General features: G+C 65.9%; 25 protein-coding genes and 1 tRNA gene. 19 read left to right on the top strand and 7 right to left on the bottom strand.

Annotated features, from left to right (window positions below; all coding sequences use genetic code 11):
- From ACSYG9_RS26830 to ACSYG9_RS26795, 8 genes are all read left to right on the top strand, one after another.
- The gene (locus ACSYG9_RS26830) at nucleotides 1-1,254 is read left to right on the top strand and encodes a peptidoglycan DD-metalloendopeptidase family protein (protein ID WP_454840575.1); all 1,254 of its coding nucleotides are present in this window, start codon (nucleotides 1-3) and stop codon (nucleotides 1,252-1,254) included.
- On the top strand, nucleotides 1,251-1,607 hold the full coding sequence (locus ACSYG9_RS26825; protein WP_454840574.1) for a hypothetical protein: 357 nt from the start codon (nucleotides 1,251-1,253) through the stop codon (nucleotides 1,605-1,607). Before ACSYG9_RS26830 ends, ACSYG9_RS26825 begins: the two co-directional genes overlap by 4 nt.
- A gap of 3 nt (nucleotides 1,608-1,610) precedes the next feature.
- Complete coding sequence (locus ACSYG9_RS26820; protein ID WP_454840572.1) at nucleotides 1,611-1,895, top strand: hypothetical protein; 285 nt, start codon at nucleotides 1,611-1,613, stop codon at nucleotides 1,893-1,895.
- A gap of 62 nt (nucleotides 1,896-1,957) precedes the next feature.
- Nucleotides 1,958-2,098, top strand: coding sequence for a DUF7620 family protein (locus tag ACSYG9_RS26815; RefSeq protein WP_454840570.1), 141 nt, complete (start codon nucleotides 1,958-1,960; stop codon nucleotides 2,096-2,098).
- Entirely contained in the window at nucleotides 2,095-2,502 is a 408-nt protein-coding gene (locus ACSYG9_RS26810) for a putative phage holin (RefSeq protein WP_454840569.1), read from the top strand. The genes ACSYG9_RS26815 and ACSYG9_RS26810 overlap by 4 nt, the downstream gene beginning before the upstream one ends.
- A complete protein-coding gene (locus ACSYG9_RS26805) occupies nucleotides 2,499-2,819 on the top strand; it encodes an LtfC-like domain-containing protein (protein WP_454840568.1) in 321 nt (106 codons plus the stop codon). Before ACSYG9_RS26810 ends, ACSYG9_RS26805 begins: the two co-directional genes overlap by 4 nt.
- Before the next feature lies 1 nt (nucleotide 2,820).
- A complete protein-coding gene (locus ACSYG9_RS26800) occupies nucleotides 2,821-3,156 on the top strand; it encodes a phage tail fiber protein (protein WP_454840566.1) in 336 nt (111 codons plus the stop codon).
- A 2-nt stretch (nucleotides 3,157-3,158) separates the two neighbouring features.
- Entirely contained in the window at nucleotides 3,159-4,733 is a 1,575-nt protein-coding gene (locus tag ACSYG9_RS26795; protein ID WP_454840564.1) for a hypothetical protein, read from the top strand.
- Nucleotides 4,734-4,828: 95 nt separating this feature from the next.
- Here the strand turns inward: ACSYG9_RS26795 and ACSYG9_RS26790 are convergent, their stop codons facing one another.
- On the bottom strand, nucleotides 4,829-5,497 hold the full coding sequence (locus tag ACSYG9_RS26790) for a DUF2637 domain-containing protein (protein ID WP_454840563.1): 669 nt from the start codon (nucleotides 5,495-5,497) through the stop codon (nucleotides 4,829-4,831).
- Between the two features lie 311 nt (nucleotides 5,498-5,808).
- On the opposite strand from ACSYG9_RS26790, the gene pgm reads away from it, so the two are divergent.
- From pgm to ACSYG9_RS26765, 5 genes are all read left to right on the top strand, one after another.
- Nucleotides 5,809-7,437 carry a phosphoglucomutase (alpha-D-glucose-1,6-bisphosphate-dependent) gene (pgm, locus tag ACSYG9_RS26785; RefSeq protein WP_440125280.1) on the top strand — a complete coding sequence of 543 codons (1,629 nt, stop codon included), beginning with the start codon at nucleotides 5,809-5,811 and terminating at the stop codon, nucleotides 7,435-7,437.
- 62 nt (nucleotides 7,438-7,499) lie between these two features.
- Entirely contained in the window at nucleotides 7,500-8,735 is a 1,236-nt protein-coding gene (locus ACSYG9_RS26780; RefSeq protein WP_454840561.1) for an MFS transporter, read from the top strand.
- 25 nt (nucleotides 8,736-8,760) lie between these two features.
- On the top strand, nucleotides 8,761-9,291 hold the full coding sequence (locus ACSYG9_RS26775) for a MauE/DoxX family redox-associated membrane protein (RefSeq protein ID WP_440125278.1): 531 nt from the start codon (nucleotides 8,761-8,763) through the stop codon (nucleotides 9,289-9,291).
- Complete coding sequence (locus tag ACSYG9_RS26770) at nucleotides 9,288-10,037, top strand: thioredoxin domain-containing protein (protein WP_440125277.1); 750 nt, start codon at nucleotides 9,288-9,290, stop codon at nucleotides 10,035-10,037. Before ACSYG9_RS26775 ends, ACSYG9_RS26770 begins: the two co-directional genes overlap by 4 nt.
- A 125-nt stretch (nucleotides 10,038-10,162) precedes the next feature.
- Nucleotides 10,163-10,235: transfer RNA gene (locus tag ACSYG9_RS26765), tRNA-Ala, on the top strand.
- Between the two features lie 98 nt (nucleotides 10,236-10,333).
- Here the strand turns inward: ACSYG9_RS26765 and ACSYG9_RS26760 are convergent.
- Both ACSYG9_RS26760 and ACSYG9_RS26755 read right to left on the bottom strand, forming a co-directional pair.
- Nucleotides 10,334-11,017 (bottom strand): type 1 glutamine amidotransferase domain-containing protein, encoded by a 684-nt coding sequence (locus ACSYG9_RS26760; protein WP_454840560.1) that lies wholly within the window; start codon nucleotides 11,015-11,017, stop codon nucleotides 10,334-10,336.
- 78 nt (nucleotides 11,018-11,095) lie between these two features.
- Nucleotides 11,096-11,851 (bottom strand): alpha/beta hydrolase, encoded by a 756-nt coding sequence (locus ACSYG9_RS26755; RefSeq protein WP_454840559.1) that lies wholly within the window; start codon nucleotides 11,849-11,851, stop codon nucleotides 11,096-11,098.
- A gap of 61 nt (nucleotides 11,852-11,912) precedes the next feature.
- Between ACSYG9_RS26755 and ACSYG9_RS26750 the strand changes: the two genes are divergently transcribed.
- Nucleotides 11,913-12,584, top strand: coding sequence for an NAD-dependent epimerase/dehydratase family protein (locus ACSYG9_RS26750; RefSeq protein ID WP_440125274.1), 672 nt, complete (start codon nucleotides 11,913-11,915; stop codon nucleotides 12,582-12,584).
- A 23-nt stretch (nucleotides 12,585-12,607) separates the two neighbouring features.
- On the opposite strand, the gene ACSYG9_RS26745 is transcribed toward ACSYG9_RS26750, so the two are convergent.
- Nucleotides 12,608-12,880: a hypothetical protein gene (locus tag ACSYG9_RS26745; RefSeq protein ID WP_440125273.1), complete on the bottom strand. Its 273-nt coding sequence runs from the start codon at nucleotides 12,878-12,880 to the stop codon at nucleotides 12,608-12,610.
- A 185-nt stretch (nucleotides 12,881-13,065) separates the two neighbouring features.
- Between ACSYG9_RS26745 and ACSYG9_RS26740 the strand changes: the two genes are divergently transcribed.
- Nucleotides 13,066-13,347: a cupin domain-containing protein gene (locus tag ACSYG9_RS26740; RefSeq protein WP_454840558.1), complete on the top strand. Its 282-nt coding sequence runs from the start codon at nucleotides 13,066-13,068 to the stop codon at nucleotides 13,345-13,347.
- Here the strand turns inward: ACSYG9_RS26740 and ACSYG9_RS26735 are convergent.
- On the bottom strand, nucleotides 13,342-14,217 hold the full coding sequence (locus ACSYG9_RS26735; RefSeq protein ID WP_440125272.1) for a LysR substrate-binding domain-containing protein: 876 nt from the start codon (nucleotides 14,215-14,217) through the stop codon (nucleotides 13,342-13,344). The two genes, ACSYG9_RS26740 and ACSYG9_RS26735, sit on opposite strands and share 6 nt — an antisense overlap.
- A 70-nt stretch (nucleotides 14,218-14,287) precedes the next feature.
- Between ACSYG9_RS26735 and ACSYG9_RS26730 the strand changes: the two genes are divergently transcribed.
- Nucleotides 14,288-14,653 carry a YybH family protein gene (locus tag ACSYG9_RS26730; RefSeq protein WP_440125271.1) on the top strand — a complete coding sequence of 122 codons (366 nt, stop codon included), beginning with the start codon at nucleotides 14,288-14,290 and terminating at the stop codon, nucleotides 14,651-14,653.
- On the opposite strand, the gene ACSYG9_RS26725 is transcribed toward ACSYG9_RS26730, so the two are convergent.
- A complete protein-coding gene (locus ACSYG9_RS26725) occupies nucleotides 14,632-16,161 on the bottom strand; it encodes an AMP-binding protein (protein ID WP_440125270.1) in 1,530 nt (509 codons plus the stop codon). The genes ACSYG9_RS26730 and ACSYG9_RS26725 overlap by 22 nt on opposite strands.
- 64 nt (nucleotides 16,162-16,225) lie before the next feature.
- Between ACSYG9_RS26725 and ACSYG9_RS26720 the strand changes: the two genes are divergently transcribed.
- Nucleotides 16,226-17,503: a LuxR C-terminal-related transcriptional regulator gene (locus tag ACSYG9_RS26720; protein WP_440125269.1), complete on the top strand. Its 1,278-nt coding sequence runs from the start codon at nucleotides 16,226-16,228 to the stop codon at nucleotides 17,501-17,503.
- A gap of 41 nt (nucleotides 17,504-17,544) precedes the next feature.
- On the opposite strand, the gene ACSYG9_RS26715 is transcribed toward ACSYG9_RS26720, so the two are convergent.
- The gene (locus tag ACSYG9_RS26715; RefSeq protein ID WP_440125268.1) at nucleotides 17,545-19,341 is read right to left on the bottom strand and encodes a cutinase family protein; all 1,797 of its coding nucleotides are present in this window, start codon (nucleotides 19,339-19,341) and stop codon (nucleotides 17,545-17,547) included.
- Nucleotides 19,342-19,585: 244 nt separating this feature from the next.
- Here ACSYG9_RS26715 and ACSYG9_RS26710 point away from each other — a divergent pair, with 244 nt between their 5' ends.
- Nucleotides 19,586-20,671, top strand: a complete 1,086-nt coding sequence (locus ACSYG9_RS26710) for an S-(hydroxymethyl)mycothiol dehydrogenase (RefSeq protein WP_440125267.1) — start codon at nucleotides 19,586-19,588, stop codon at nucleotides 20,669-20,671.
- Complete coding sequence (locus ACSYG9_RS26705) at nucleotides 20,668-21,306, top strand: MBL fold metallo-hydrolase (RefSeq protein WP_440125266.1); 639 nt, start codon at nucleotides 20,668-20,670, stop codon at nucleotides 21,304-21,306. Before ACSYG9_RS26710 ends, ACSYG9_RS26705 begins: the two co-directional genes overlap by 4 nt.
- The last annotated feature ends 117 nt before the right edge of the window (nucleotides 21,307-21,423 follow it).

The raw sequence follows: 21,423 nt of genomic DNA, 5'->3' as shown, positions 1-21,423 counted from the left end.
ATGGCACTGAAGTACTGGCCCCTCGAGCGGGGCCACATGGTCACCTCAGGATTCGGTGCCCGCTGGGGTACAACACACTGGGGAACCGACTTCGGGCGCGAGGGCGGCTCTGGTGGCATGGCGGTGCACGCCGTGCAGGGCGGCAGTGTCACGCACGTCGGCCCCGCATCAGGATTCGGGCAGTGGGTTGTTCTCGACCACCCGACCGCCGACGGATCCGGCACCACCGTCTACGGGCACATCATCCCCGAGGTGTACCTCGGGCAGCGCGTGGAGGCCGGGCAGCGCATCGCGCGCATCAACCCAGACAGCAACACGAACGGCGGCGTCGCCCCACACCTACACCTCGAGTGGCACCGGTACGTGTGGTCACCACCCGGACCGAACCGGCTCGACCCGCTGCCACTTCTCGACGGCGCACTCTTCCCCGGTGAGGCTCCGCCATCGACACCCGCAGGGGGAGGCATGGACGCACAGTCCCTCTCGGAAGCAATGGGCGGGAGTCTGCCGATCGAGCGGTACCGCGAGCTCCTCCCCGCCTTCACGAACGCGATGATCGCGGCGGAGTGCACGACGGTAGAGCGCGCCGCGATGTGGTGCGCCCAGATCGGGCATGAGAGTGCCGGGCTTCGGTACATGGAGGAGATCGCCAGCGGCGACGCCTACGACACCCGCACAGACCTCGGGAACACCCCGGAGGTCGACGGCGATGGACGGTTGTTCAAGGGCTCCGGCCCGATCCAGCTCACAGGCCGCGCCAACTTCCGCGCCTTCTCTGCGTGGTGCCACGCCCAGGGCTGGGTCGACTCACCGACCTACTTCGAGCAGCGCCCGCAGCTCGTGCGCGACGATCCACACTGGGGATTCCTCGCAGCCTCGTGGTACTGGACGGTCGCCCGTCCACAGATCAACTCACTCGCGGACAACCGGAATCTCGACGGTGTCACGCGCGCAATCAACGGCGGCCTGAATGGCATCGCCGACCGCTCCACTCGTTACCAACGGTGCCTGAATCTCGGTACCCGACTCCTTCCCTCAATAGGAGGTTTCCTCGACATGCTCAACGACCAGGAGCAGCGCGAACTGCTCGACAAGACTCGCGACCTCTGGAACTTCCTCGTCAAGGCGGAACCATCCATGGTCGACGGCAAGCCATTCGCTGCCGGAACCCTGATCCGCACCGCCGACTACCACGCAGCGAACGCGCACGCGAACACCGCGAAGATCCTCAAGAAGATGGAGGGCCAGGCATGAGCAACCTCGCCAAGTACTGGCCCACCATCCGCCAGGTCGTCTACGGCCTCCTCGCCGCGGCCCTCGCGCTCGCAGCAGGCGCAGGATGGATCACCCAGGACGACGCCGACCAGTGGCTCGCCCAGGCCGTAACCCTCCTCGGCGCGATCGGCTTCGTCGTCGCCGGACTCTTCGTGGACAAGACGTCCCCGGCGCAGGAGCAGAAGATCGAGAACGCTGTGCGGGTCGGGGTCGAGCAGGCCGCCTGGGCTGCATCACCAGCAGTCGACGCCGTGATCGAACGGGCCGGCCAGCATGCCCAGTCGGAGCTGGAGCGCGTCCGCGCCGAAGCCGAGCGACTCCTCGGCAGGTAACGCATGGAATCCGTGGCGGACTTCGTCGTGTCCGACATCGGACTCGGCGGCCTCCTGTCCGTGGTCGTTCTACTCGTCGTCTTCGGTGGACTGATCCCGTGGCGGCAGCACAATCGCGAGCTCGAAGAGAAGGACAAGCAGAATGCGGAGCTCCGCGCAGACAAGGTTGCTCAGCGCGAAATCATCGACGAGCAGGCCCAGCAGATTTCGACGCTCATTCCGAAGATCGAGCTGTCCGTGCACATCGCTGACGCCCTCAAGAAGCTCGGTGAAGGGGAGGGCCAGTGAGGTGGTTTCGGAAGACCGGGGGCGACTCTGTGGAACTGGAACGCGCCCGGGCGGAACGGAAGATGACCGAGCAGCAACTGGAGGAGGTCCGGGCGGACCGCGCGTATGTGGATCATCTGGCGGAGCGTGCCGACAAGGCGCTCCGGGTCAACGGGTTCGGGGCGGCAGCAACGGCTGCGATGAAGCGAAGGAGGCACGCGTGAGGCACCTCATCCTGACCGCGGCAGCGTTGGCGTGCGCGATCATCATCCTGATCTTCGATGCGAAGGCTGAGGCCCGGATCCTGCTGACTTCTATGACGGTGCTCGCTGCGGTGTTCGTGATCCGGTATGCGTGGGTGTCGGATTGGCGCGCTACACCGGGCGGCCGGTCGCTGATGTATGTCGCTGGATCGCTGGTACTGATCGGGTCGCAGTTGATCAGCGTGTGGTGGCTTGGCGACTACCCGGGCCGTGACGTAGTGCGGTCAGTGACTGTGTCGGTCCTGGTGCTGGCTTTGCTGCATCGGCTGATCGCTCTGATTGCGCAGCAGCGTCGGGATCGTGACCGGGTCGAGGGTAGGCGAGGTGCAGTGGTGACTGATCATTCCGACGAAACGGAGGCATGATGCTCGGCTGGAAACCGATCTACGAGAACATTTGCCTCAATGGCGGCGATTGGATCTTCGAGCGCACCAACCCGAAAGGCCCCTTCGTTCCCGGCATGACCGCCGAGGTGGTGTGGGGAAACACGGTCACATGGGAGGGCACTGTCGACGGAAGCACCCTCTCATGGCGCATCGAATCCGAAGCCTGCACTCCGGCGATCATCCCCGACGGAACACCGTTCGTGATCTGGGTGCACTACCCCAACAACACGACGAGCACGACAGACGACTACCCGTGGATACGCGGCCGCGCGTACCGCACCGATATGGAGGACTGACATGGCATTGTCCGTTACTGCAACGAAGAACAGCCTCGCCGACCACTGGGCGTCACTCGGTACCACCTACAGTCTGCACACCGGAAACCCGGGTGTGGATGGTCTCGCGAACGAGGTCACCGACGCCTCCTACTCCCGACAGAACACCGTGTTTGGTGCCGCCTCCGGTGGCATCGTCACCGGAACGCAGTGCACCTACGCGGTGTCGGCATCGACGACTGTCACGCACGTGTGCCGCTGGGGTGGATCCACACTCCTCGACATCATCGACAACCCTGACGCGACCGTGACGCCGTCCGGTGAGTTCAAGCTGAACCCCAGCTACACGCAGGAATGACAGTGTGGTGGCCGAGCCCCGATACGGGGGTCGTCGAGTTCCCCGGCGCTGATGTCGGGGTCGCCACCTTCCCCGGTGCCGATACGGGGATTGCCGTCTTCCCGACGCCGCCGATATTCACGATGCCTCTGGACGCCTCAGTAGCGAGCGCCGGAACCGCGTCGGCCGACCTGGTCACGACGCCGGTCTATCCGATGGATGTGGTCGGTGTCGGCACTGCAGGTGTCGCCGTGTCGTCCACGGTGTCGTTCGATGCGGCTGCGTCCGGGCGAGGCACTGCAGTCGCACGGTTCGCGGAGATCATCGAGGCGGACGTCGTCGGATCTGGAGCCGCTTCCGCAGTGGTCACCCCGTCGCTCACGGTCGACGCGGACGCATCCGGGGCGGGCACGGCTGCAGTGTCGGTCACGCCCGCGGTGGCGATCGCTGCAGCGGTGGAGGGTGTCGGCACGGCAGGCGTCGGGGCGTGGCCGTCGGCCGCGGTCGCCGGTGCCGTCGTCAGTTCTGGCACTGCTGGGGTCGATGTGACCGCACACGCGTCGTTCAGCCCGTCCGGCATGAACAAGTCCGGAACCCAGACGATCACGACCAACACGTGGACACCAGTCACGGGATGGTCGATCCGCAGCGGATACCCGGACACAGTGATCGTCTCGAACGGTGTCGAGGTACCCGATGGCGTGGAAGTCGACATCGTGGGGCAGCTGACCTACAGCTACCAGGATTCGTTCTCCGGGAACGGTATGCGGATACGGGTGATGGCCGGGGCGACGCAAATCGGAGAGACGGCCGGCACTCCAGCCAACAGTGCGGTCGCGACACTGGCCCCCTTCAGGTGGAAGAACGAGACCGGCGCTCCTCAGCTCGTCACGGTGCAGGGATTCTCGACCTCGAGCTCGTTCGGGCGAAACGTGATCAACGGTGGCGTCGGCAGTTTCATCACATTGACTCCGGTCGTCCAGTTGATCGAACGTGCCTCGGACGCATTCGACGGAGACGGATCACTCAGTGCCAACTGGGCGACTACCGGCGGCGGAACCCTCGTGCGGGCGAACGGGCGTCTCGACGGCACGAACACCCCATCGGTGCCGCTGTCGTATGCGTGGTGGCACGAGCCGATGCCATCGGACACGCAGCAGGTCGAGTGTGTTGTGCGGTGGGATGGCCGCGACCCTGAGCACTCGGCCTGCGGGCTGGTGGTCCGGGCGGATCCGTTCCAGGATCCGGTCGTCAATCCCGGTGTCCAGTTCGGTGTGCAGTTCTCGTGGACGCGCGGCATCATGGCGCTCTACTACGAGGACTACGACGCCACCAACGGATTCGTCCCCGTGACCGGTGTCGCCCAGTACGTGAACACGAGCAAGTTCCCTGAGGGTGCGGTCGTGACACTGCGCGCTGAGGGCAACCTGTACACCGCTCGGGTCGACGGCGTGATCATGCTGCAGGGCACGGTCGAGAACTCGGTGATCCCGTTCTCACGACGGTACGTCGGGGCGACGATTCAGAACGACGAGCTCGTCTCCGGCGGCGGTGGCCCTCCTGGTCGGATCGACGACTTCAAGGCCTACACCCCGTAGCGACATGCGCCCCACCTCGATCGAGGTGGGGCGCATTCGTCGTTTCCTGGGCTATCGGGCGGACGGTGCCGATGCGGGCCGAGGTCGCGCATGTCTCACGACGCGACAGGCATCGCCAACCACCTCCGCACTGTCGCCTCCGACTTCCCGATCTCCTCACCGATCGCGTAGTTGCTCAACCCGTCGGCGCGGAGCTGACGCGCACGACGACGCAGCGCGTCACCCACGTCACTGGGTGCGTCACCCTCGTCGGCCGGCAGGGGAGTGTGCGTCTCGGGTACGGCGGTGAGCTGCGGTGTCGCATGCGTCGCAGGTGCGTCATCCATCGCCACTGGCATATTTTTTGGCATATTTTCACCCCCGGTTTCGACGTCCGCGCGCGCTCTCGCCCGCACGATCGCCAGGTGCGTCACCGCGAGCGCAGCCACCGGCGGCACCACCGCGACCGCCGTCGCGACCACCGGATGCACCGGGCCCGGAGGCAACAGGAGGTGCGCCGCGTTCCCGGCGATGGATACGACCGCGGCGGACCACAGCAGCACCCACCCGTAACTGCGTGCGTCACCGTCGCCGAGCGTCACCACCGCCCGGGTCGCCGCGATGATCAACCCGTCGACGACGAGCGGCCACACCGCTGACTGCCACTCGCCGAGCCTGGCCCGGGACGCGAGGTCAGCGAGGGCGGTGTAGGACAGGGCGAGTGCGGCGATGCCGAGCCCGTAGATCAAGACTGTGTCACTCGGTGACACACGAAGCGTCTTCACAAATTCCCTCCATTCACCGGCGGGCACTTCCCGCCTCGCGATGTACCGCATACGTACCGGTAATGCAGATGCCCACAATGACCCACTAATGACCGGAGTGACTCACACCGGAAACCCACGCTCAGAAGCGACAAATGGGCTGTAGCCCACTTCGCACCACAGTGTCCGACCGGACCGTCGAAGCCTCACCAACACGCACGAAGGCCCCGGACCGAATCACAGATTCGGTCCGGGGCCTTCGTCGTGTTCGCGGTCGGGTGCCGCCCGTCGCGGGCAAGATGGTCACCACACGCGTTCGACGAGGAGGACCCATGGCGCATGAACGAGCGGGGCGACCGGCAGCACCCGAGGATCTGGTCGACCTCGCGCATCTGGTGACTGCCTATTACACGGTCCGTCCGGACCCCGAGAACCCACTTCAGCAGGTGGCGTTCGGCACTTCAGGGCACCGTGGGTCGAGCCTCGACGCCGCCTTCAACGAGCAGCACATCCTCGCCACCACCCAGGCCATCGTCGAGTACCGCGCAGCACAGGGAACGACCGGGCCGCTGTTCCTCGGCCGCGACACGCACGCGTTGTCCGAGCCCGCGTGGACCACCGCGCTCGAGGTTCTGATCGCCAATGACGTCGACGTCGTGATCGATTCGCGTGATCGGTACACACCGACCCCGGCGGTCAGCCACGCGATCCTGCGCCACAACTCCGGCGCCGGTGTAGCTGCGGACGGAATCGTCGTGACCCCGTCACACAATCCGCCCCGCGACGGGGGTTTCAAATACAACCCGCCGCATGGCGGACCAGCCGACTCCGAGGCCACCTCTGCCGTCGCAGCCCGCGCCAACGAACTCCTCGCGGCGGGCCTCGCGGGCGTCAAGCGCGTACCGGCGGTCGCCGCACTTGCGGCGGCCGGCCGCTACGACTTCCTCGCCACCTACATCGACGATCTCCCGAACATCGTGGATCTCGACGCGATCCGGGGTGCGGGGGTGCGCATCGGAGCAGATCCGCTCGGTGGTGCGTCCGTCGACTACTGGGGCGAAATCGCCGACCGGCACCGCCTCGACCTCACCGTCGTCAACCCCCTCGTCGACGCCACATGGCGATTCATGACACTCGACACCGACGGCAAGATCCGGATGGACTGCTCGTCACCGAACGCGATGGCGTCGCTCATCGGTGCACGCCACAAATACGACCTTGCCACCGGCAACGACGCGGATGCGGACCGCCACGGCATCGTCACCCCCGACGGTGGTCTGCTCAACCCCAACCACTATCTGGCGGTGGCCATCGACTATCTCTTCCGGAACAGGCCGGGCTGGTCGGATGCAAGCAAGGTCGGCAAGACGCTCGTGAGCTCGTCGATGATCGATCGCGTCGCGGCCGGGCTGGGACGTGAGCTGCTCGAAGTGCCAGTGGGCTTCAAATGGTTCGTGCCGGGTCTGCTCGACGGGAGCCTCGGATTCGGGGGAGAAGAAAGCGCGGGTGCCTCCTTCCTGCGTCGCGACGGGTCGGTGTGGTCCACCGACAAGGACGGCATCGTGCTCGCGTTGCTGGCCGCCGAGATCACCGCGGTGACCGGTGCGACGCCCTCGCAGCGTTACACCCAGCTCGCCGGCCGGTACGGAGATCCGGCCTACGCGCGGGTCGACGCGCCGGCGACGCGAGAGCAGAAGGCGATCCTCGCGAAGCTGTCGTCCGAGCAGGTAAGCGCCACCGAGCTTGCGGGCGAGACGATCACCGCGACGCTCACCGAGGCACCAGGCAACGGCGCGGCGATAGGTGGGCTGAAGGTGACCACCGAGAACGCGTGGTTCGCGGCGCGTCCATCGGGCACCGAGGACGTGTACAAGATCTACGCCGAATCGTTCAACGGCCCCGAACATCTCGCTCAGGTCCAGGACGCGGCACGCGAACTGGTGTCGTCGGTATTGGGCTGACACACGGCGCACGTCGGGCTCGCACCGAGCACGGTCGTGCGCATCGCTAACATTGCCGCATCATGCGTACACGTGACGTGGCTCTGCCGCGGGAAATCTGGGTACTCGTCGCGGCGAGCTTCGTCATCGCCCTCGGCTTCGGTCTCGTCGCTCCCGCGTTGCCGCAATTCGCACGGAGCTTCGACGTCGGAATCACCGCGGCGACGGTGGTCATCTCGGCGTTCGCGTTCATGCGACTCGCATTTGCTCCGGCCAGCGGATTGCTCGTCCAGAAGCTCGGCGAGCGGCCGATCTACATCACCGGTGTTCTCATCGTCGCGGTCTCCACGGGCGCGGTCGCTTTCGCCCAGACCTATTGGCAGCTCCTGGTCTTCCGGGGGCTCGGCGGTATCGGCTCGACGATGTTCACCGTGGCTGCGCTGGGGCTGCTCGTGCGCATCGCTCCGCCTGATGCGCGCGGACGCGTGTCCGCGCTGTACGCGACGAGCTTTCTGCTCGGCAACATTGCAGGGCCGCTGCTCGGCGGGGCTCTCGTCGGCCTCGGCCTGCGAGCACCTTTCCTCATCTACGCGGTCGCGCTGCTCTTGGCGGCCTCGGTGGTCTGGATCAGTCTTCGCAAGTCTCACCTCGCGCAACCGGCCTCGGGTGATGGCGCTCCCGTGATGAGGCTGCGCACCGCGCTCCTGTCGTCGACCTATCGCGCGGCGCTCACCTCGAACTTCGCCAACGGATGGGTGGTGTTCGGTGTCCGGGTGGCCATGGTCCCGCTGTTCGTCGTCGAAGCCCTGAACCAGAGCGAAGGCATCGCGGGCGTCGCACTGACCGCGTTCGCGGTGGGTAACGCGCTCGTGCTGGTCAAGTCCGGTGCATGGTCCGATAGATACGGACGGCGTCCGTTCGTGCTCACCGGGCTCGTCGTCTGCGGTGTGAGCACCGTCGTGATGGGCTTGTCCTCAGACCTCACGGTGTTCCTGATCACGTCTGCCGTGGCCGGCGTGGGATCCGGCCTGATCAACCCGTCGCAGCAGGCTGCGATCGCCGATGTGGTGGGCAGTAAAGCGCGCGGGGGACCAGTGCTCGCCACGTTCCAGATGACCTCGGACATCGGGGCAGTGGTCGGCCCGATCGCTGCAGGCATGATCGCTGAGCGCTGGTCCTATTCGGTGGCGTTCGGTGTGACGGGGGCGATCATGCTGGCGGCGGTGATTCCGTGGGCCTTTGCGCGGGCACCGCGTCAGGATGCGCCGGCGACCGAACCGGTCGTACAGAAGCCTGTGACCGGCGATACGGATCGCTGACCGGTGGGTCTGTAGTGTCGTGCCCGTGTGGATTCGTATCGTCTCCGCAGCGGCACGGCTCGGCCTCGCCGCGGTGTGGCTGATCTCCGGGTGGATCAAATTCGCCGATCCGACGCAGACCGTTGTCGCGGTGCGCGCATATCAACTTCTTCCTACCGACCTGGTGAGACCTGCGGCCGCGGCGCTTCCGATGGTCGAACTCGTCCTCGGGCTCCTGTTGCTGGTAGGGCTCGCGGTGCGGCCGGCGGCGGTGCTGTCCGGGGTGACGCTGGTTGTGCTCATCGGTGCGATCGTGTCGGCCTGGAGCCGAGGTCTGTCGATCGACTGCGGATGCTTCGGAGGTGGCGGCGTGGTGGAAGGGATCGACAGCGGAGACTATGCCCGCGAGATCGCCCGCGATGTCGGCTTCCTCGCGTTGTCGGTGTGGCTGGCCGTCTTTCCGCGCACGCCCCTTGCGCTCGGTCCGCATTCCAGGGTGGCTCTCAGGATGAACTCAGACCCCGGTGGCAAAGTGGAGCCGGACAATTCACCGATGAACGAAGGACAGCATTCGTGAGTGCGAAGAAGGTCAAGCCGGTCAAGTATTCGCCGGAGCCTACATCGAACACATCCACCTACATCCTCGGTGGTATCGCGGTCGTGATCATTGCGGTCCTCGTTATCGGAGGAGTGCTGTGGCAGTCGGGAAGCACCGACTCCCGCAATGACGGGTACGGCGCTGTCAGCAACGCTGCGGTCGACGTCACCCTCGACGACGACGGCACGATCCTGCTCGGCGTGCCGGACGCTGCTACCACCATCGACATCTTCGAAGACCCGATGTGCCCGTACTGCGCCGAACTCGAGCACAAGCACGGACAGGAACTGGCACAGGCGATCGACGAAGGCACTGTCGCGGTGCGGTACCACATCCTCGCGTTCCTCGACCGGCTGTCGAGCAGTGGCGATTACTCGACCCGAGCGGTCGCTGCGAACCAGTGTGTCGCGGAGACCGGTGACGCGATCGCATTCTCGGCCTTCCATGCCGCCCTGTTCTCTCCCGACAATCAGCCCGGGGAAGGCGGCGACAGCGATCACAGCAACGAGCAGCTCGCGCAGATGGCACGAGACGCCGGAGCCTCGGACGACGCAGTGTCCTGCATCGCGGACGGAGCCCGCGTCGAGCAGGCAACGGTGTCTGCGGAGGCCGGTCGGCAGCTTCTTGCCACCACAGGTGCAGCAGGAACCCCTGCCGTAATCCGCAGCGGAACCGTCATCGATGCGCTCGGCAACGACAATTGGGTGTCCGAACTCGCAGGCTGAAGGCGTCGGGCGGCGACGAGCGCTCGTGCTTGTCGCCGCCCTGACCAGGCGATTTGTTGGCTCAGAGAGCGATGGTGTAGTTTTTCTTTCAGCGCAAGGGGTCACCCCGGTGCGAAAAAGAATATGGGGCTATGGCGCAGCTGGTAGCGCACCACACTGGCAGTGTGGGGGTCAGGGGTTCGAGTCCCCTTAGCTCCACCGAGTGAATCCCCTCCGACATCATCGGAGGGGATTTCGCGCGCTCCGGGAACTACGAGGTCGCTGCGGCGGGCGTCATGATTCGGTACCGCACGGCTTCAGAGAAGGGCAACAACCCGTTTGGCGGTTGCTTTGGCCGATCCGGGGTTCTGCCCGGTCACAAGGTTGCCGTCGATGGCGGTGTAGGAGACGAAGGGCAGCTTGGCCTTCTCGTAGAGCGCGCCGCGTTCTTTGGCTCGTTCCTCGGCGTTGTAAGGGACAAGCTTGTCGACGCGAGCGAGGACTTCTTCGATCCAGGCGAAGCCGGTCATCTTCTTGCCTGCGATGAGGTAGGACCCGTCGGTGAGCCGGATGTTGAGCAGTCCGCAGTAGCCGTGGCAGACGGAGGAGACGATGCCGTCGCGCTCGTAGATCTCGCGGGCGATGCGTTGCAGTCCTTCGCTGTCGGGGAAGTCGTACATGACGGCGTGGCCACCGGTGAAGTAGATGGCGTCGTAGTCGGCGGAATCGACCTGGTCGGGGCGGAGTGTCTTCTCGAGCAGCGCCATTTTGGAGGGGGCGTTGCGCCAGGCCTTTGCGGTCTTGTCGTAGTTGGGGAACTTCAGGGAGCGCGGTTCGAGCGGTACGGCCCCACCGGCCGGGCTGACCAGGGTCTGCTCGAACCCTGCTTCGTCGAAGACGTGCCAGGCGTGGGTGAGCTCGGAGAGCCACAGTCCGGTCGGATGGTCGGCGTCGTCGTAGTGGCCTACGTTGGTGACGACGTTGAGGATGCGCTTGGGCATGGGCTGGTCCTTCGGGCGGAGGTGATGTCCGCTGGCTCTGGGTGATGCCAGGGCCGGAGGGCTTGTTCGGTGCGGGTGCTACTGCAGGGCCGTCTCGAGTGCGTCGATCGCTAGGTGCCGGGCGACGTTGGCGGCCTTGGTGTCGCGCAGACTGTCGAGGAGCAGGAAGTCGTGGACCATGCCTTGCACCCGCACCGAGGTGACGTCGACACCGGCCGCGCGCAGCTTGTTGGCGTACGACTCGCCCTCGTCGCGCAGCACGTCGGCCTCGTCGGTGATCACCAGCGTGGTCGGCAGGCCCTTCAAGTCCTCGAGCGTCGCCTGCAGCGGGGCGGCGTACTTCTCGGCCCGCTGAGCGGGGTCGGTGGTGTAGGCGTCCCAGAACCACTTCATCCCGTCGCGGGTGAGGTAGTAGCCCTCGGCGAACTGCAGGTAGGAGGGCGTATCGAAGTCGGCGTTGGTGACCGGGTAGAGGAGGACCTGGGCTTTGAGATCGATGCCGCCGCGGTCCTTGTTCATGAGGGCGAAGACCGTCGACATGCAGCCCCCGACCGACTCGCCGGTGACGGCGATGCGGGAGGAGTCCAGGCCGTGGTCGGCTCCGTGCGCAAGGACCCACAGGCCGACGGCGTAGTTCTGCTCGACCTGGGTGGGGTAGCCCTTCTCGGGTGCGCGATCGTAGACCGGGAACACTCCCGCTGCGCCGGCGCCGACGGCGAGTTCGCGAAATAGTCGATCGTGGGTGTACTCGTCGCCGAAAACCCAACCGGCGCCGTGGATGTAGAAGACCACCGGCAGCGATGCCACCACCGCAGCCGTCGAGGGCAGTGACATCGCCTACCTGACCGTCGGCCTGCCGATCGACTCCGAGCTGTGGGAGCAGCAATTCCCGGCGATGATGGCCAACACCATCGCCGCCTGCCGGAAGCACGGCACCAAGCTGGTGTTCTTCGACAACACCTACATGTACCCGCGCACCCACACGCCGCAGATCGAGGACACCGCATTTCAGCCGATCGGCCGCAAGGCGACCGTGCGGGCCAGGATCGCGAACATGCTTCTCGACGAGATGCGCGCCGGCACCATCGAGGCCGTCATCTGCCGCGCGCCGGAGTTCTACGGACCGGGCAAGACCAAGAGCCTCACCAACACGGCCATCTTCGAGCGGATCAAGCAGGGCAAGCGGCCCGTTGTCCCGATCAACGCCCACGCCCGGCGGAGCATCATCTGGACCCCGGACGCCAGCCGCGGGATGGGCCTGATCGGTAATACTCCCGACGCCTACGGCCAGACCTGGCACCTCCCGATCGACCCCGACCGCCTCACCTATTCGGAGATGATCGAGATCGCGTCCGACGTGATCGGCAGGAATATCCCCTACCACACCGTCCCGGAGGCGGCCTTCAAAGTTCTCGGCCTGTTCAACGCCTCGGTCAAGGAGGCGAACGAGCTGATGCCTCGCTATCGCCAGGACAACCTCTTCGACTCCTCGAAATTCGCAGCCCGTTTTCCCGGCTTCGACGTCACGACCTACCGCGATGGGATCGCCCGGATCCTCAACGGATAGCAGTTCGAGCCGGAGCTGCCTGACTACCTCGCCTCGGCTGCGCCCGCTACGCGCTCTCCCCGGTACATGATTGACCCCGCGTTGAGAGCCAGTAGGTCGAGGGGAGTGTTGCTGAGGTGTTCCCGGGGCAGGTCGGCGAAGGTGCGGACAGAATTGAGGCACGCCAGATCAACCGGAATGAAGTCCGGCGACACCGTACGCGCACCGACGAGCAGATCCATGCCCGCCTGGCAGGCCAGCTGTGCGGCGACTTCTCCGAATCCTGAACTGCCGACGGTCATCACGATGGTGTTCATGAGGTTCCTCCCGTTCGATCGGTCGTAGTGTCGTGTCCAGTCAACGACGCTGCCGAGAGTGATCCATCCTTGCGACTCTCGTACAGATGGGGCGCGCGTACACCGAACCGGCGAACTCACCGATCTAAGCTGGTCACATCGACCTTCTGACCGATCTTCTCGATGGGGTCCGATCCCGCGGTGCGGTGCTCGATCGGGCCGGGATGGCCCGTGGCTGGTCGATTCGTATCGCTGATGGCGCACCGTTGATGCTCGTCATGGTTATCGACGGTCACACGTGGGTGCTCCCCGACGAGGCCGAGTCGGTCCGGGCCGGGCAGGGTGACGTCCTGATCGTCAGCGGGCAGTCGCCGTACACGGTGGCCGATCAGTCGGGAATCGCGCCTCAACTCGTCACTCGGACCGCTGGTGTCCAGCCCTCGGACTACCGAAACGCGTATCGGACCTACCAGAGCACCGAGTCATGAGCCGAACGCGTGTCGCAGATGGGTGAGCAGGGCTCCCAGCGCAGGACTTGCCGGGGCCGACCAGATCAGCGACAACGTCGCTGAGACGTCGATGTCGTCGATGACGGTGATCGAAAGCCCTGCCCGCTGCGACACCATCGATTCGCTCAGGATCGCAACGCCGAGGCCTCGCACGGCGAGATCGATCACCGCGTCGGGCGCACTCGCCTGCATTGCCATGGCCGGTTCGATACCGCGAGTACGGCATGCAATGTCGAGGACCGATCGGATGCCGGTACCGGTGGGCAGGCACACCAGCGGGTGGGACGTGACCTCGGCGAGCCCGACTCGAGGCCGCCGCGCCAGCGGATGTTCGTCGGGTGCCACCGCGACGAGCCGGTCGCGGATCAGGAGGATCGACTCCACACCGTCGGGAGGGCCGTACGCCGTGCCGACGAGCGCAACATCCATCTCACGTGACCGTACTCGCTCGACCAGGCGATCGGACGCGTCCTCCAGCAGTGCGATCTCGACGCCGGGATGAGCGTGATGGAACAGCGACAATGCGTCGAACAGGGGAGTTACCGTGCACGCGGTGACCATTCCGACAGTCAGCTCGCCTCGGATCACCGCCCCGACCTCATCGACCGCGATTCGCATCGCCCTGGCGGAATCCAGTGCTGCCCTGGCGTGTTCGAGGGCGGCTTTGCCTGCGGTAGTGAGTCCGGCGGTACGCGACGAACGCTCGAACAGCCGGGCGCCGAGTTCGCGTTCGAGCTGCCGGATCTGCGCGCTCACACCCGACTGACTGATGTGCACGCGCTCGGCGGCACGAGTGAAATTGCGTTCCTCGGCGACCGCTACGAAGTACTCGAGTTGCCTCAGTTCCATAACCAGAGATTCTAGTTCTGGCAAGAACAATCTGTTGGACTTCTCAACCGAGGTACTCGACGCTGGAGGCATGACACACGAGATGCAGTACGAGAAGGCCTACCGCCCAGAGGACCTCACAAGGATGTTCGTCGAACGGTCCAACGCGGGCGATGCGGACGGTGTGGCAGCACTCTACGAGGAGAGCGCGGTGATGGCGTACCCGCCGGGGCAGACAACCGTCGGACGGGCTGCGATCCGGGAACTGTGGGCTGCGGTCCTCGCCACCCGGCCACGATTCGAGCTGGAAGCGCCGCTGCCGACATTGGTCAGCGGCGACATAGCGCTGACGAGCACGCCTCCCGGTGACGGTGCCGGGGCGCGAGTGCAGGTCGTGCGCCGGCAGTCGGACGGCAGCTGGCTACGCCTGCTCGATCAACCGGAATTCCGGAGCTGACCATGCTCGTACAGGCCGGAAGCGACTGCCGCGTATCGTGCGAGCACCCGGTCGCGGATCGGTCTACCGGCCTCGTTCCGGTCGTGCGTGTCCAACGGTGTGCGGATCACCGCGAACCGGCGGACCTTCTCCCAACGGTTCAGGGTTGCATTCAACCGGTCGAGGGCGGCATCGACCGCCGGATCGGGGAGTGCGGTGAACACGAGTCCCACACAGTATGGGCGTAATTCGCCGTCGACGACGAGTTCGGCACCTGGCAGCACTGCACGAAACCGTTCGGAGATCGCCTCTGGGCATACGTACTTACCGGTGCTGGTCTTGAAGACTTCCTTCTTGCGTCCGGTGACCGTGACGAACCCGTCAGCATCGATTCGAGCGAGATCGCCCGTGTGGAACCAGTATTCTGAGTCGAGCGCTGCGGCTGTCTCCGCTGGGTCGTGGTCGTATCCCGTCATCACCCCGGGGCTGCGGATGAGGAGTTCACCGGAGGTGCTGATGCGAATCCGTGTGCCGGGCAAGGGAACACCGACCGTACCTATGCGCCGCATCCCGGGAAGGTTCGCGCATGCGGGTCCGGCAGTCTCGGTGATCCCGTAGCACTCTAGGACGGGTACTCCGCGACGCTCGAAGCGCTCGAGCACCTCGGTGCTCAACCGTGCAGAACCCGAGATCGTGAAACGCAATCGACCACCGAGATCCCCACTGTCGAGGTTGCAGACCTTCGTGAGCACGTGCGGAACCGATCCGAGAAACGTCGGCCGGGTGGCCCGCAGGTTGTCTGCTACGCGGTCTGCGCGACCGTCCACTGCGGTGGGGAAGCCGACCTGTATCCCCATCAGCAGCAATGTACGACCGAACACGTGCGCGAGGGGAAGCCACAGCAGCTGACGGTCTGCTGGGGAGACGATGCCGGTCTGTGCCACCGCGCCGGCGCCGTAGGTCGCGGCGCGCTGGGTCAGGCACGCGCCTTTGGTCCGGCCGTCGTCGCACGCCGTATAGATGAGCCACGCCGGATCGTCCGCGGTCAGTGCCGCGATCCGGCGGGGCACCGCTTCGGGGTCGGAGGACAGCAGCGCGCGGCCTTCCGCGGCGAGATCGTCGAGCCGATCGAGTCGTTGAACGGGACTGCTGAGAACCGGCCGGTCGGCGAAGGTGAGCACAGCGCGGGCCCGATGGATCTGCGTACGGGTTTCGTCGTCCCGCGTAGCCGGATAGATCGGGACCGTGACGGCGCCGGCACACGCGATGGCGAGATCGGCGAGGATCGCGGAGAAGCTCGTGGCGGCGCATATCGCGACCCTCGTACCGGCGACGACCCCGCGGGCGATCAACCCCGCTGCCAGCGGCACGACCGCGGCATGCACATCTGCCCATGTGGCGGAGCGCCAGTCGTCACCGTCCGGGTACGTGTAGGCCTCCGCGTCGGGGGTGCGGCGTACCCGGTCGAGGAGCAGGTGCGGCACGGTGCCGGGCCTGTTGTCGGTGCTCGGAGTGATCCCAGCGCCCATACCCGAACACCTCCTACCCGCGACATGGGATGAATCGGATGATACCGGCCGATATCGTGGGTCCGTGAGTACTGCACCGCCTCGTCCCGACATCCTGATCACCGACATGAGGGACGTACTGGTGGGCCCGCTGACAGAGATCGGCCAGCGCTTCTCGGTGTTGATCGATACCCTCGTTCCGCACAGCGCACTCGTGGTGTTCACACGTGAATGCACCGGACGGCCGCGCAAGGTCGCGGGCGATCCCACAATCGTCGAGCGGGTCACGATTGCGGAGCTCGACCGCATCCGTACCGAATTGACGGCGGGGGAGATCCGCCGCAGTCCGGCGCGCGTTGCGGGGCGAGACCGGGACGTGTGCGTGATACTGGATCGCACCGAGACCCTTCTCGTCCTGGTACCACGCGGAGCGCGGACCTCCGCTGCTTCTCTCGAGCTCGTGCGGTCGCTGTTCACGATCGTCGCGACCGGGATCCAGCTACAGGTACACAGCGCGAGCCCCGCCTATCTCGCGGAATCGAGGGCAGCGTCGGCAGAGCGTGCGCGTACCGTCGCCGAACTCACGGAAGCGCACGCGGTCACCCTGGAAACGATCCTGGCGACCCTGCGTTCGAAGGATCTCGACGACAGCCGTGCCCGCACCACGGCACGCGAAACCGCGACGGGAGCATTGATCGCACTGCGCTCGGCCGTCGACGCGCACCGCGAGCTGGCCGAAGAGGCGGTAACGACAGCGTTCGCCCGGATGCACGGTGAATTGCGCTCTCTCGTCCGTCACCGCGACCTCGAATTGGAAATGGTGAGTCCACCCGTCCACGGACGAGCGCTGCCCGGAGAGGTCGCGCACGCTGCCCGCGCGTTGGCTCGCGGAGCGGTCCTCGCCATGTCGGCGCAGAGCGAGGTCAGGCGTATCAGGGTTGCGTGGAGCTGCGACGGCGCGCAACTCGGCATCGATATCCGTGACGACGGGCGAGGCGAGGTCGACGCGGCCGAACTCGAACGTCAGCTACGCGACCGGGTCGAAACCATGGGCGGCACGATCGAATCCGAGTCGACCGACGGGTGGGGCTGTCGCGTGAGTGCGACGTTGCCCCTGGACCTTCCGATACCGACACCCGGTGGAGCCGCGACCGATGCTCTGGCAGGACTCGGCGCTCGCGAGATCGAGGTTCTCGAGCACCTCGTCGCGGGCCGACGCAACCGGGTGATCGCAGAGCGGTTGGGAGTCAGCGAGTCCACGGTCAAGTTCCACGTCGCGAGCCTCATGAGAAAACTCGACGTCAGTACCCGCGGTGAGGCAGCGGCACTCGGTGCGGAAGCCGGTGTCAAAGCCGCGGGCTGACGTCGAGTTCGTGACTCGGACTCTGATTCCCGGGTCGTAGGTCAGGCTGCTGCGGGTTCCCGCACCGACGTGGTGGTGGTGGTCGGCTGCGGTGCCTTCGTTGTTGCAGTGGATCCCGAGACCTGCTGCTCGGGTGAGGTCACGCTGCCGTCACCCGCAGGCGGTGCGGGTGTGGCCGCTGTGGGTGACGGGGTCAGCCCGGGTGCCGGGATGTCGAGCCCCCCGGCCGGTGGGGTCGCGCCGGGAGCGGGTACGGCGAGCGGATCCACCGGTGCGGTGCCGCCGGCAGGCGCGGTGCCCTGGACCGGTGCGGGGACCACTGCCCCCGGCGCCGGCGCGGTGCCGTCGGTCGGGACGGTGCCGTCGGTCGGGACGGTGCTGTCGGTTGCAGGAACCGCGGTCGACGATGTGGTGGGCGTGGTCGAGGTGGCCTCGACCGCAAGAACCTCATCGCTCGCGATACCGAGCTTCGCGGTGTTCGGGTCGACATCTGTCTTCACCGACTCGCCGTTCTTCGCCTGCTCGGCGAGGTGGGTCAGCCATGCAGCCGCGTACTCGGCGGAGGTCATCGGCTTGCCTTCGCCGTTGTCGCGCCAGTAGTCGAAGTGGTGCCCGGTGCCGGGGCCGAGGGTCTGCTGGTACGGATCGCTCAGCGCCACCTGGAGAGTGTTCTGGTTGTCCTCGATGAAACCGACGACCTCCTTGAACAGTTTCTCCGGGAGGTACGCAAGGTTCGCGAGACGGTCGGCCGGGATCGGCCCCTCGGTACCATCGGCGCCGCTGGCCGAAACATTCTTCACCGCAGGATCGTTCGGAACATAGGCCGGGTCCGACACCTTGATCAGCACATCGAGGAAGGTCTCGTCCGATTGCATCCACTCGTCGTTCGCAGAAATGTCGGCGAGGGCAGCCAGTGCCACGCCGCTGAGAACCTGGGCGACGTTCATACCAGTTTCCGGAGTGAGCCCGTCACGCTGCAACGCATCGATGTTGAGCTGCCTGCCGACGTTGATCGCGAGCTGCAGGAGCGCGATGTTCTCGGGCGCCGAGCACGTCAGGTCGCCTTCGGAGCAGAACGACGCGACCTTGCCGTCGAGCGCACCGAATCCGCCGCCGGTATCCGGCAGTGCGCCGCTTCCGGAGGCGCTGTGCTGCCCGTCCTGGTACTTGCGGTCGAATCCGTCGGGATTACTGTACTCGTTCTCCGCCCCCGGGAACGGCCCCTCACCTGCGCCGCGCCCGGCATCGGCGAGGATCACCACGCCGACGACCGAATCGGGATCGATGATGTCGTACGACCCGTCCTCGTTCGGCTTCTGGTTGCCGATCTCCTGGGCGGCCCGACGCGCGACATCAGCGCCCTGGCTGTACCCGACGATCGCGAACTTCGTGTCGGGGCACGAAACCTGGATGGCCTGGATGATCGTCTTCGTGTTCTCCACGCCGCCGTTGACGGCCTCCTCATATGAGTCCATATGAGCCGGGTAGTCGACATAGACGGCTGCGTAGGACTCGTCGCCCACCGTGTTCCGCGGTGCGTTGACGACCGGGTCCACCCAATGGCTGTGGTAATCGTCCGACAGCGCTGCGGGCAGCGTGGTCCCGTCCGGCGTGACCAGCATCTTGCTCTGGTCACGCGGCGCGTCGCCTCTGCCGCCGAGCGAGATGGTCACCATGTCGTAGCAGTCCTGTGTCGACACGACGAGTGCCGGGTCTGCGGTGGTGGGCACGTTCGGCTGTGCCACTGCGATCGCGACGATGGCCGCGACGCCGAGCGTGACAGGAGCCATGACGCCGGCGAGAATCCGGCGTCGGGACGACGAGTTATGAGTTGCCATGGGCAATTACCATTCCGATCTCACCATTCGGAAGAATCCGGGCGGGAATTACGAGCGGGTCACCACACACGTCGCGGAAACTTACTGCCGCGTTACATATCGACGAATCTTCGCCGATAGCAGCGGCTGGTCGTTCGGACAGGTGGGTCCCGTCCTTCGATCAGGTTCGGAGAGCCGGGTGGGTCGATAGGGTCGTGGCGGAGGCCGATCAGGCTCCGTACACCGTCACGAAGGAGACACCACCATGTCGCAGACAGTCCGGGGAGTTGTTGCACGTGCGAAGGGTGCGCCCGTCGAGGTCGTGCCCATCGTCATTCCGGATCCGGGACCGGGTGAGGTTGTTGTCGCGATCGCCGCGTGCGGCGTGTGCCACACCGACCTGCACTACCGTGAAGGCGGCATCAACGACGAGTTCCCGTTCCTGCTCGGTCACGAGGCGGCGGGTGTCGTCGAATCGGTCGGTGACGGCGTCGACTCGGTGGAGGTGGGCGATTTTGTCGTACTGAACTGGCGCGCCGTGTGCGGTCGGTGTCGCGCGTGCAAACGAGGCCAACCCCAGTACTGCTTCGATACCTTCAACGCCACTCAGAAGATGACCCTCGAAGACGGAACCGAACTGAGCCCCGCCCTCGGTATCGGCGCGTTCGCCGACAAGACCTTGGTACACGCAGGCCAGTGCACCAAGGTCGACCCGACTGCCGATCCCGCCGTCGTCGGGCTGCTCGGCTGTGGCGTGATGGCGGGCTTGGGTGCTGCCGTCAACACCGGCGGCGTCACCCGAGGCCAGTCCGTCGCCGTCATCGGCTGCGGCGGTGTCGGCGACGCCGCAATCATGGGGGCACGTCTCGCAGGCGCAGGCACGATCATCGCCGTCGATCGCGACGACAAGAAGCTCGAGTGGGCCACCGACCTCGGCGCCACCCACGTGATCAACTCGACGAACGTCGACGCGGTCGAACGCATCCAGGAGATCACCGGAGGATTCGGCGCCGATGTGGTCATCGACGCGGTCGGCCGTCCCGAGACATACAAACAGGCGTTCTACGCCCGCGACCTGGCAGGCACGGTCGTCCTGGTCGGTGTACCGACCCCCGACATGACCCTCGAGATGCCGCTGATCGACTTCTTCTCGCACGGCGGGTCGCTCAAGAGCTCGTGGTACGGCGACTGCCTGCCCGAGCGCGACTTCCCGACCTACGTCGACCTCTACCAGCAGGGGCGGCTTCCGCTCGAGAAGTTCGTCACCGAGCGCATCGGCATCGACGACGTCGAAAAGGCGTTCGACACGATGCACCGCGGTGAAGTCCTGCGTTCGGTGGTGGTGTTGTGAGCGCGACGAGCCCCATCAGAATCGACCGGGTCGTCACATCGGGTGTGTTCGCGCTCGACGGCGGTGAATGGGAGGTCGACAACAACATCTGGCTCGTCGGCAACGACGACGAGGTGGTGGTGATCGATGCTGCGCACAGCGCACAGCCCATCATCGACGCCGTCGATGGTCGCAAGGTCGTGGCGATCGTGTGCACGCACGCGCACAACGACCACATCACCGTTGCGCCGGAACTCTCGGAGCGCCTCGACGCGCCGATCCTGCTGAACCCGGCCGACAACATGCTGTGGGAGATGTCCCATCCGGGGGTCGCGCACGGGACGCTCGAGGACGGCCAGCGGATCGCTGTTGCGGGTACCGATATCCAGGCGATCGCGACGCCGGGCCATTCACCGGGCTCGACCTGCCTGTACGTGCCGGAGGCCGGGGAACTGTTCACCGGCGACACCCTGTTCTCGGGTGGCCCCGGCGCGACCGGACGCTCCTTCTCGGACTTCCCGACGATCATCGGCTCGATCCGCGACAAGCTGTTCGCTCTGCCTGCCGAGACGACAGTGCACACCGGGCACGGCGACGGCACCACCATCGGTACCGAATCGCCGCATCTCGAGGAGTGGATCAAGCGAGGCAGCTGACACCACCCGTGCACGGTTCCGGTAGCGCCTGCTACCGGAACCGCGCACGGCACGTCGAGGGTGGGTGACTCGGCCGACGGCGGCACGTCCTAGCATGGGTTGCCCGGGCGAACGACG

The organism is Rhodococcus sp. SJ-2, assembly GCF_053750035.1.
The sequence above is the reverse complement of the archived record's forward strand: the minus strand, read 5'-3'. Positions and strand labels throughout refer to the sequence as shown.

Coding starts and splice junctions, on each gene's coding strand:
- ACSYG9_RS26735 (WP_440125272.1), bottom strand. CDS start 14,217: ATGGAACTGAGGCAACTCGAGTACTTCGTAGCGGTCGCCGAGGAACGC.
- ACSYG9_RS26750 (WP_440125274.1), top strand. CDS start 11,913: ATGATGGCCAACACCATCGCCGCCTGCCGGAAGCACGGCACCAAGCTG.
- ACSYG9_RS26755 (WP_454840559.1), bottom strand. CDS start 11,851: ATGTCACTGCCCTCGACGGCTGCGGTGGTGGCATCGCTGCCGGTGGTC.
- ACSYG9_RS26715 (WP_440125268.1), bottom strand. CDS start 19,341: ATGGCAACTCATAACTCGTCGTCCCGACGCCGGATTCTCGCCGGCGTC.
- ACSYG9_RS26805 (WP_454840568.1), top strand. CDS start 2,499: ATGATGCTCGGCTGGAAACCGATCTACGAGAACATTTGCCTCAATGGC.
- ACSYG9_RS26760 (WP_454840560.1), bottom strand. CDS start 11,017: ATGCCCAAGCGCATCCTCAACGTCGTCACCAACGTAGGCCACTACGAC.
- ACSYG9_RS26800 (WP_454840566.1), top strand. CDS start 2,821: ATGGCATTGTCCGTTACTGCAACGAAGAACAGCCTCGCCGACCACTGG.
- ACSYG9_RS26830 (WP_454840575.1), top strand. CDS start 1: ATGGCACTGAAGTACTGGCCCCTCGAGCGGGGCCACATGGTCACCTCA.
- ACSYG9_RS26725 (WP_440125270.1), bottom strand. CDS start 16,161: ATGGGCGCTGGGATCACTCCGAGCACCGACAACAGGCCCGGCACCGTG.
- ACSYG9_RS26820 (WP_454840572.1), top strand. CDS start 1,611: ATGGAATCCGTGGCGGACTTCGTCGTGTCCGACATCGGACTCGGCGGC.
- ACSYG9_RS26710 (WP_440125267.1), top strand. CDS start 19,586: ATGTCGCAGACAGTCCGGGGAGTTGTTGCACGTGCGAAGGGTGCGCCC.
- pgm (WP_440125280.1), top strand. CDS start 5,809: ATGGCGCATGAACGAGCGGGGCGACCGGCAGCACCCGAGGATCTGGTC.
- ACSYG9_RS26745 (WP_440125273.1), bottom strand. CDS start 12,880: ATGAACACCATCGTGATGACCGTCGGCAGTTCAGGATTCGGAGAAGTC.
- ACSYG9_RS26815 (WP_454840570.1), top strand. CDS start 1,958: ATGACCGAGCAGCAACTGGAGGAGGTCCGGGCGGACCGCGCGTATGTG.
- ACSYG9_RS26730 (WP_440125271.1), top strand. CDS start 14,288: ATGACACACGAGATGCAGTACGAGAAGGCCTACCGCCCAGAGGACCTC.
- ACSYG9_RS26825 (WP_454840574.1), top strand. CDS start 1,251: ATGAGCAACCTCGCCAAGTACTGGCCCACCATCCGCCAGGTCGTCTAC.
- ACSYG9_RS26780 (WP_454840561.1), top strand. CDS start 7,500: ATGCGTACACGTGACGTGGCTCTGCCGCGGGAAATCTGGGTACTCGTC.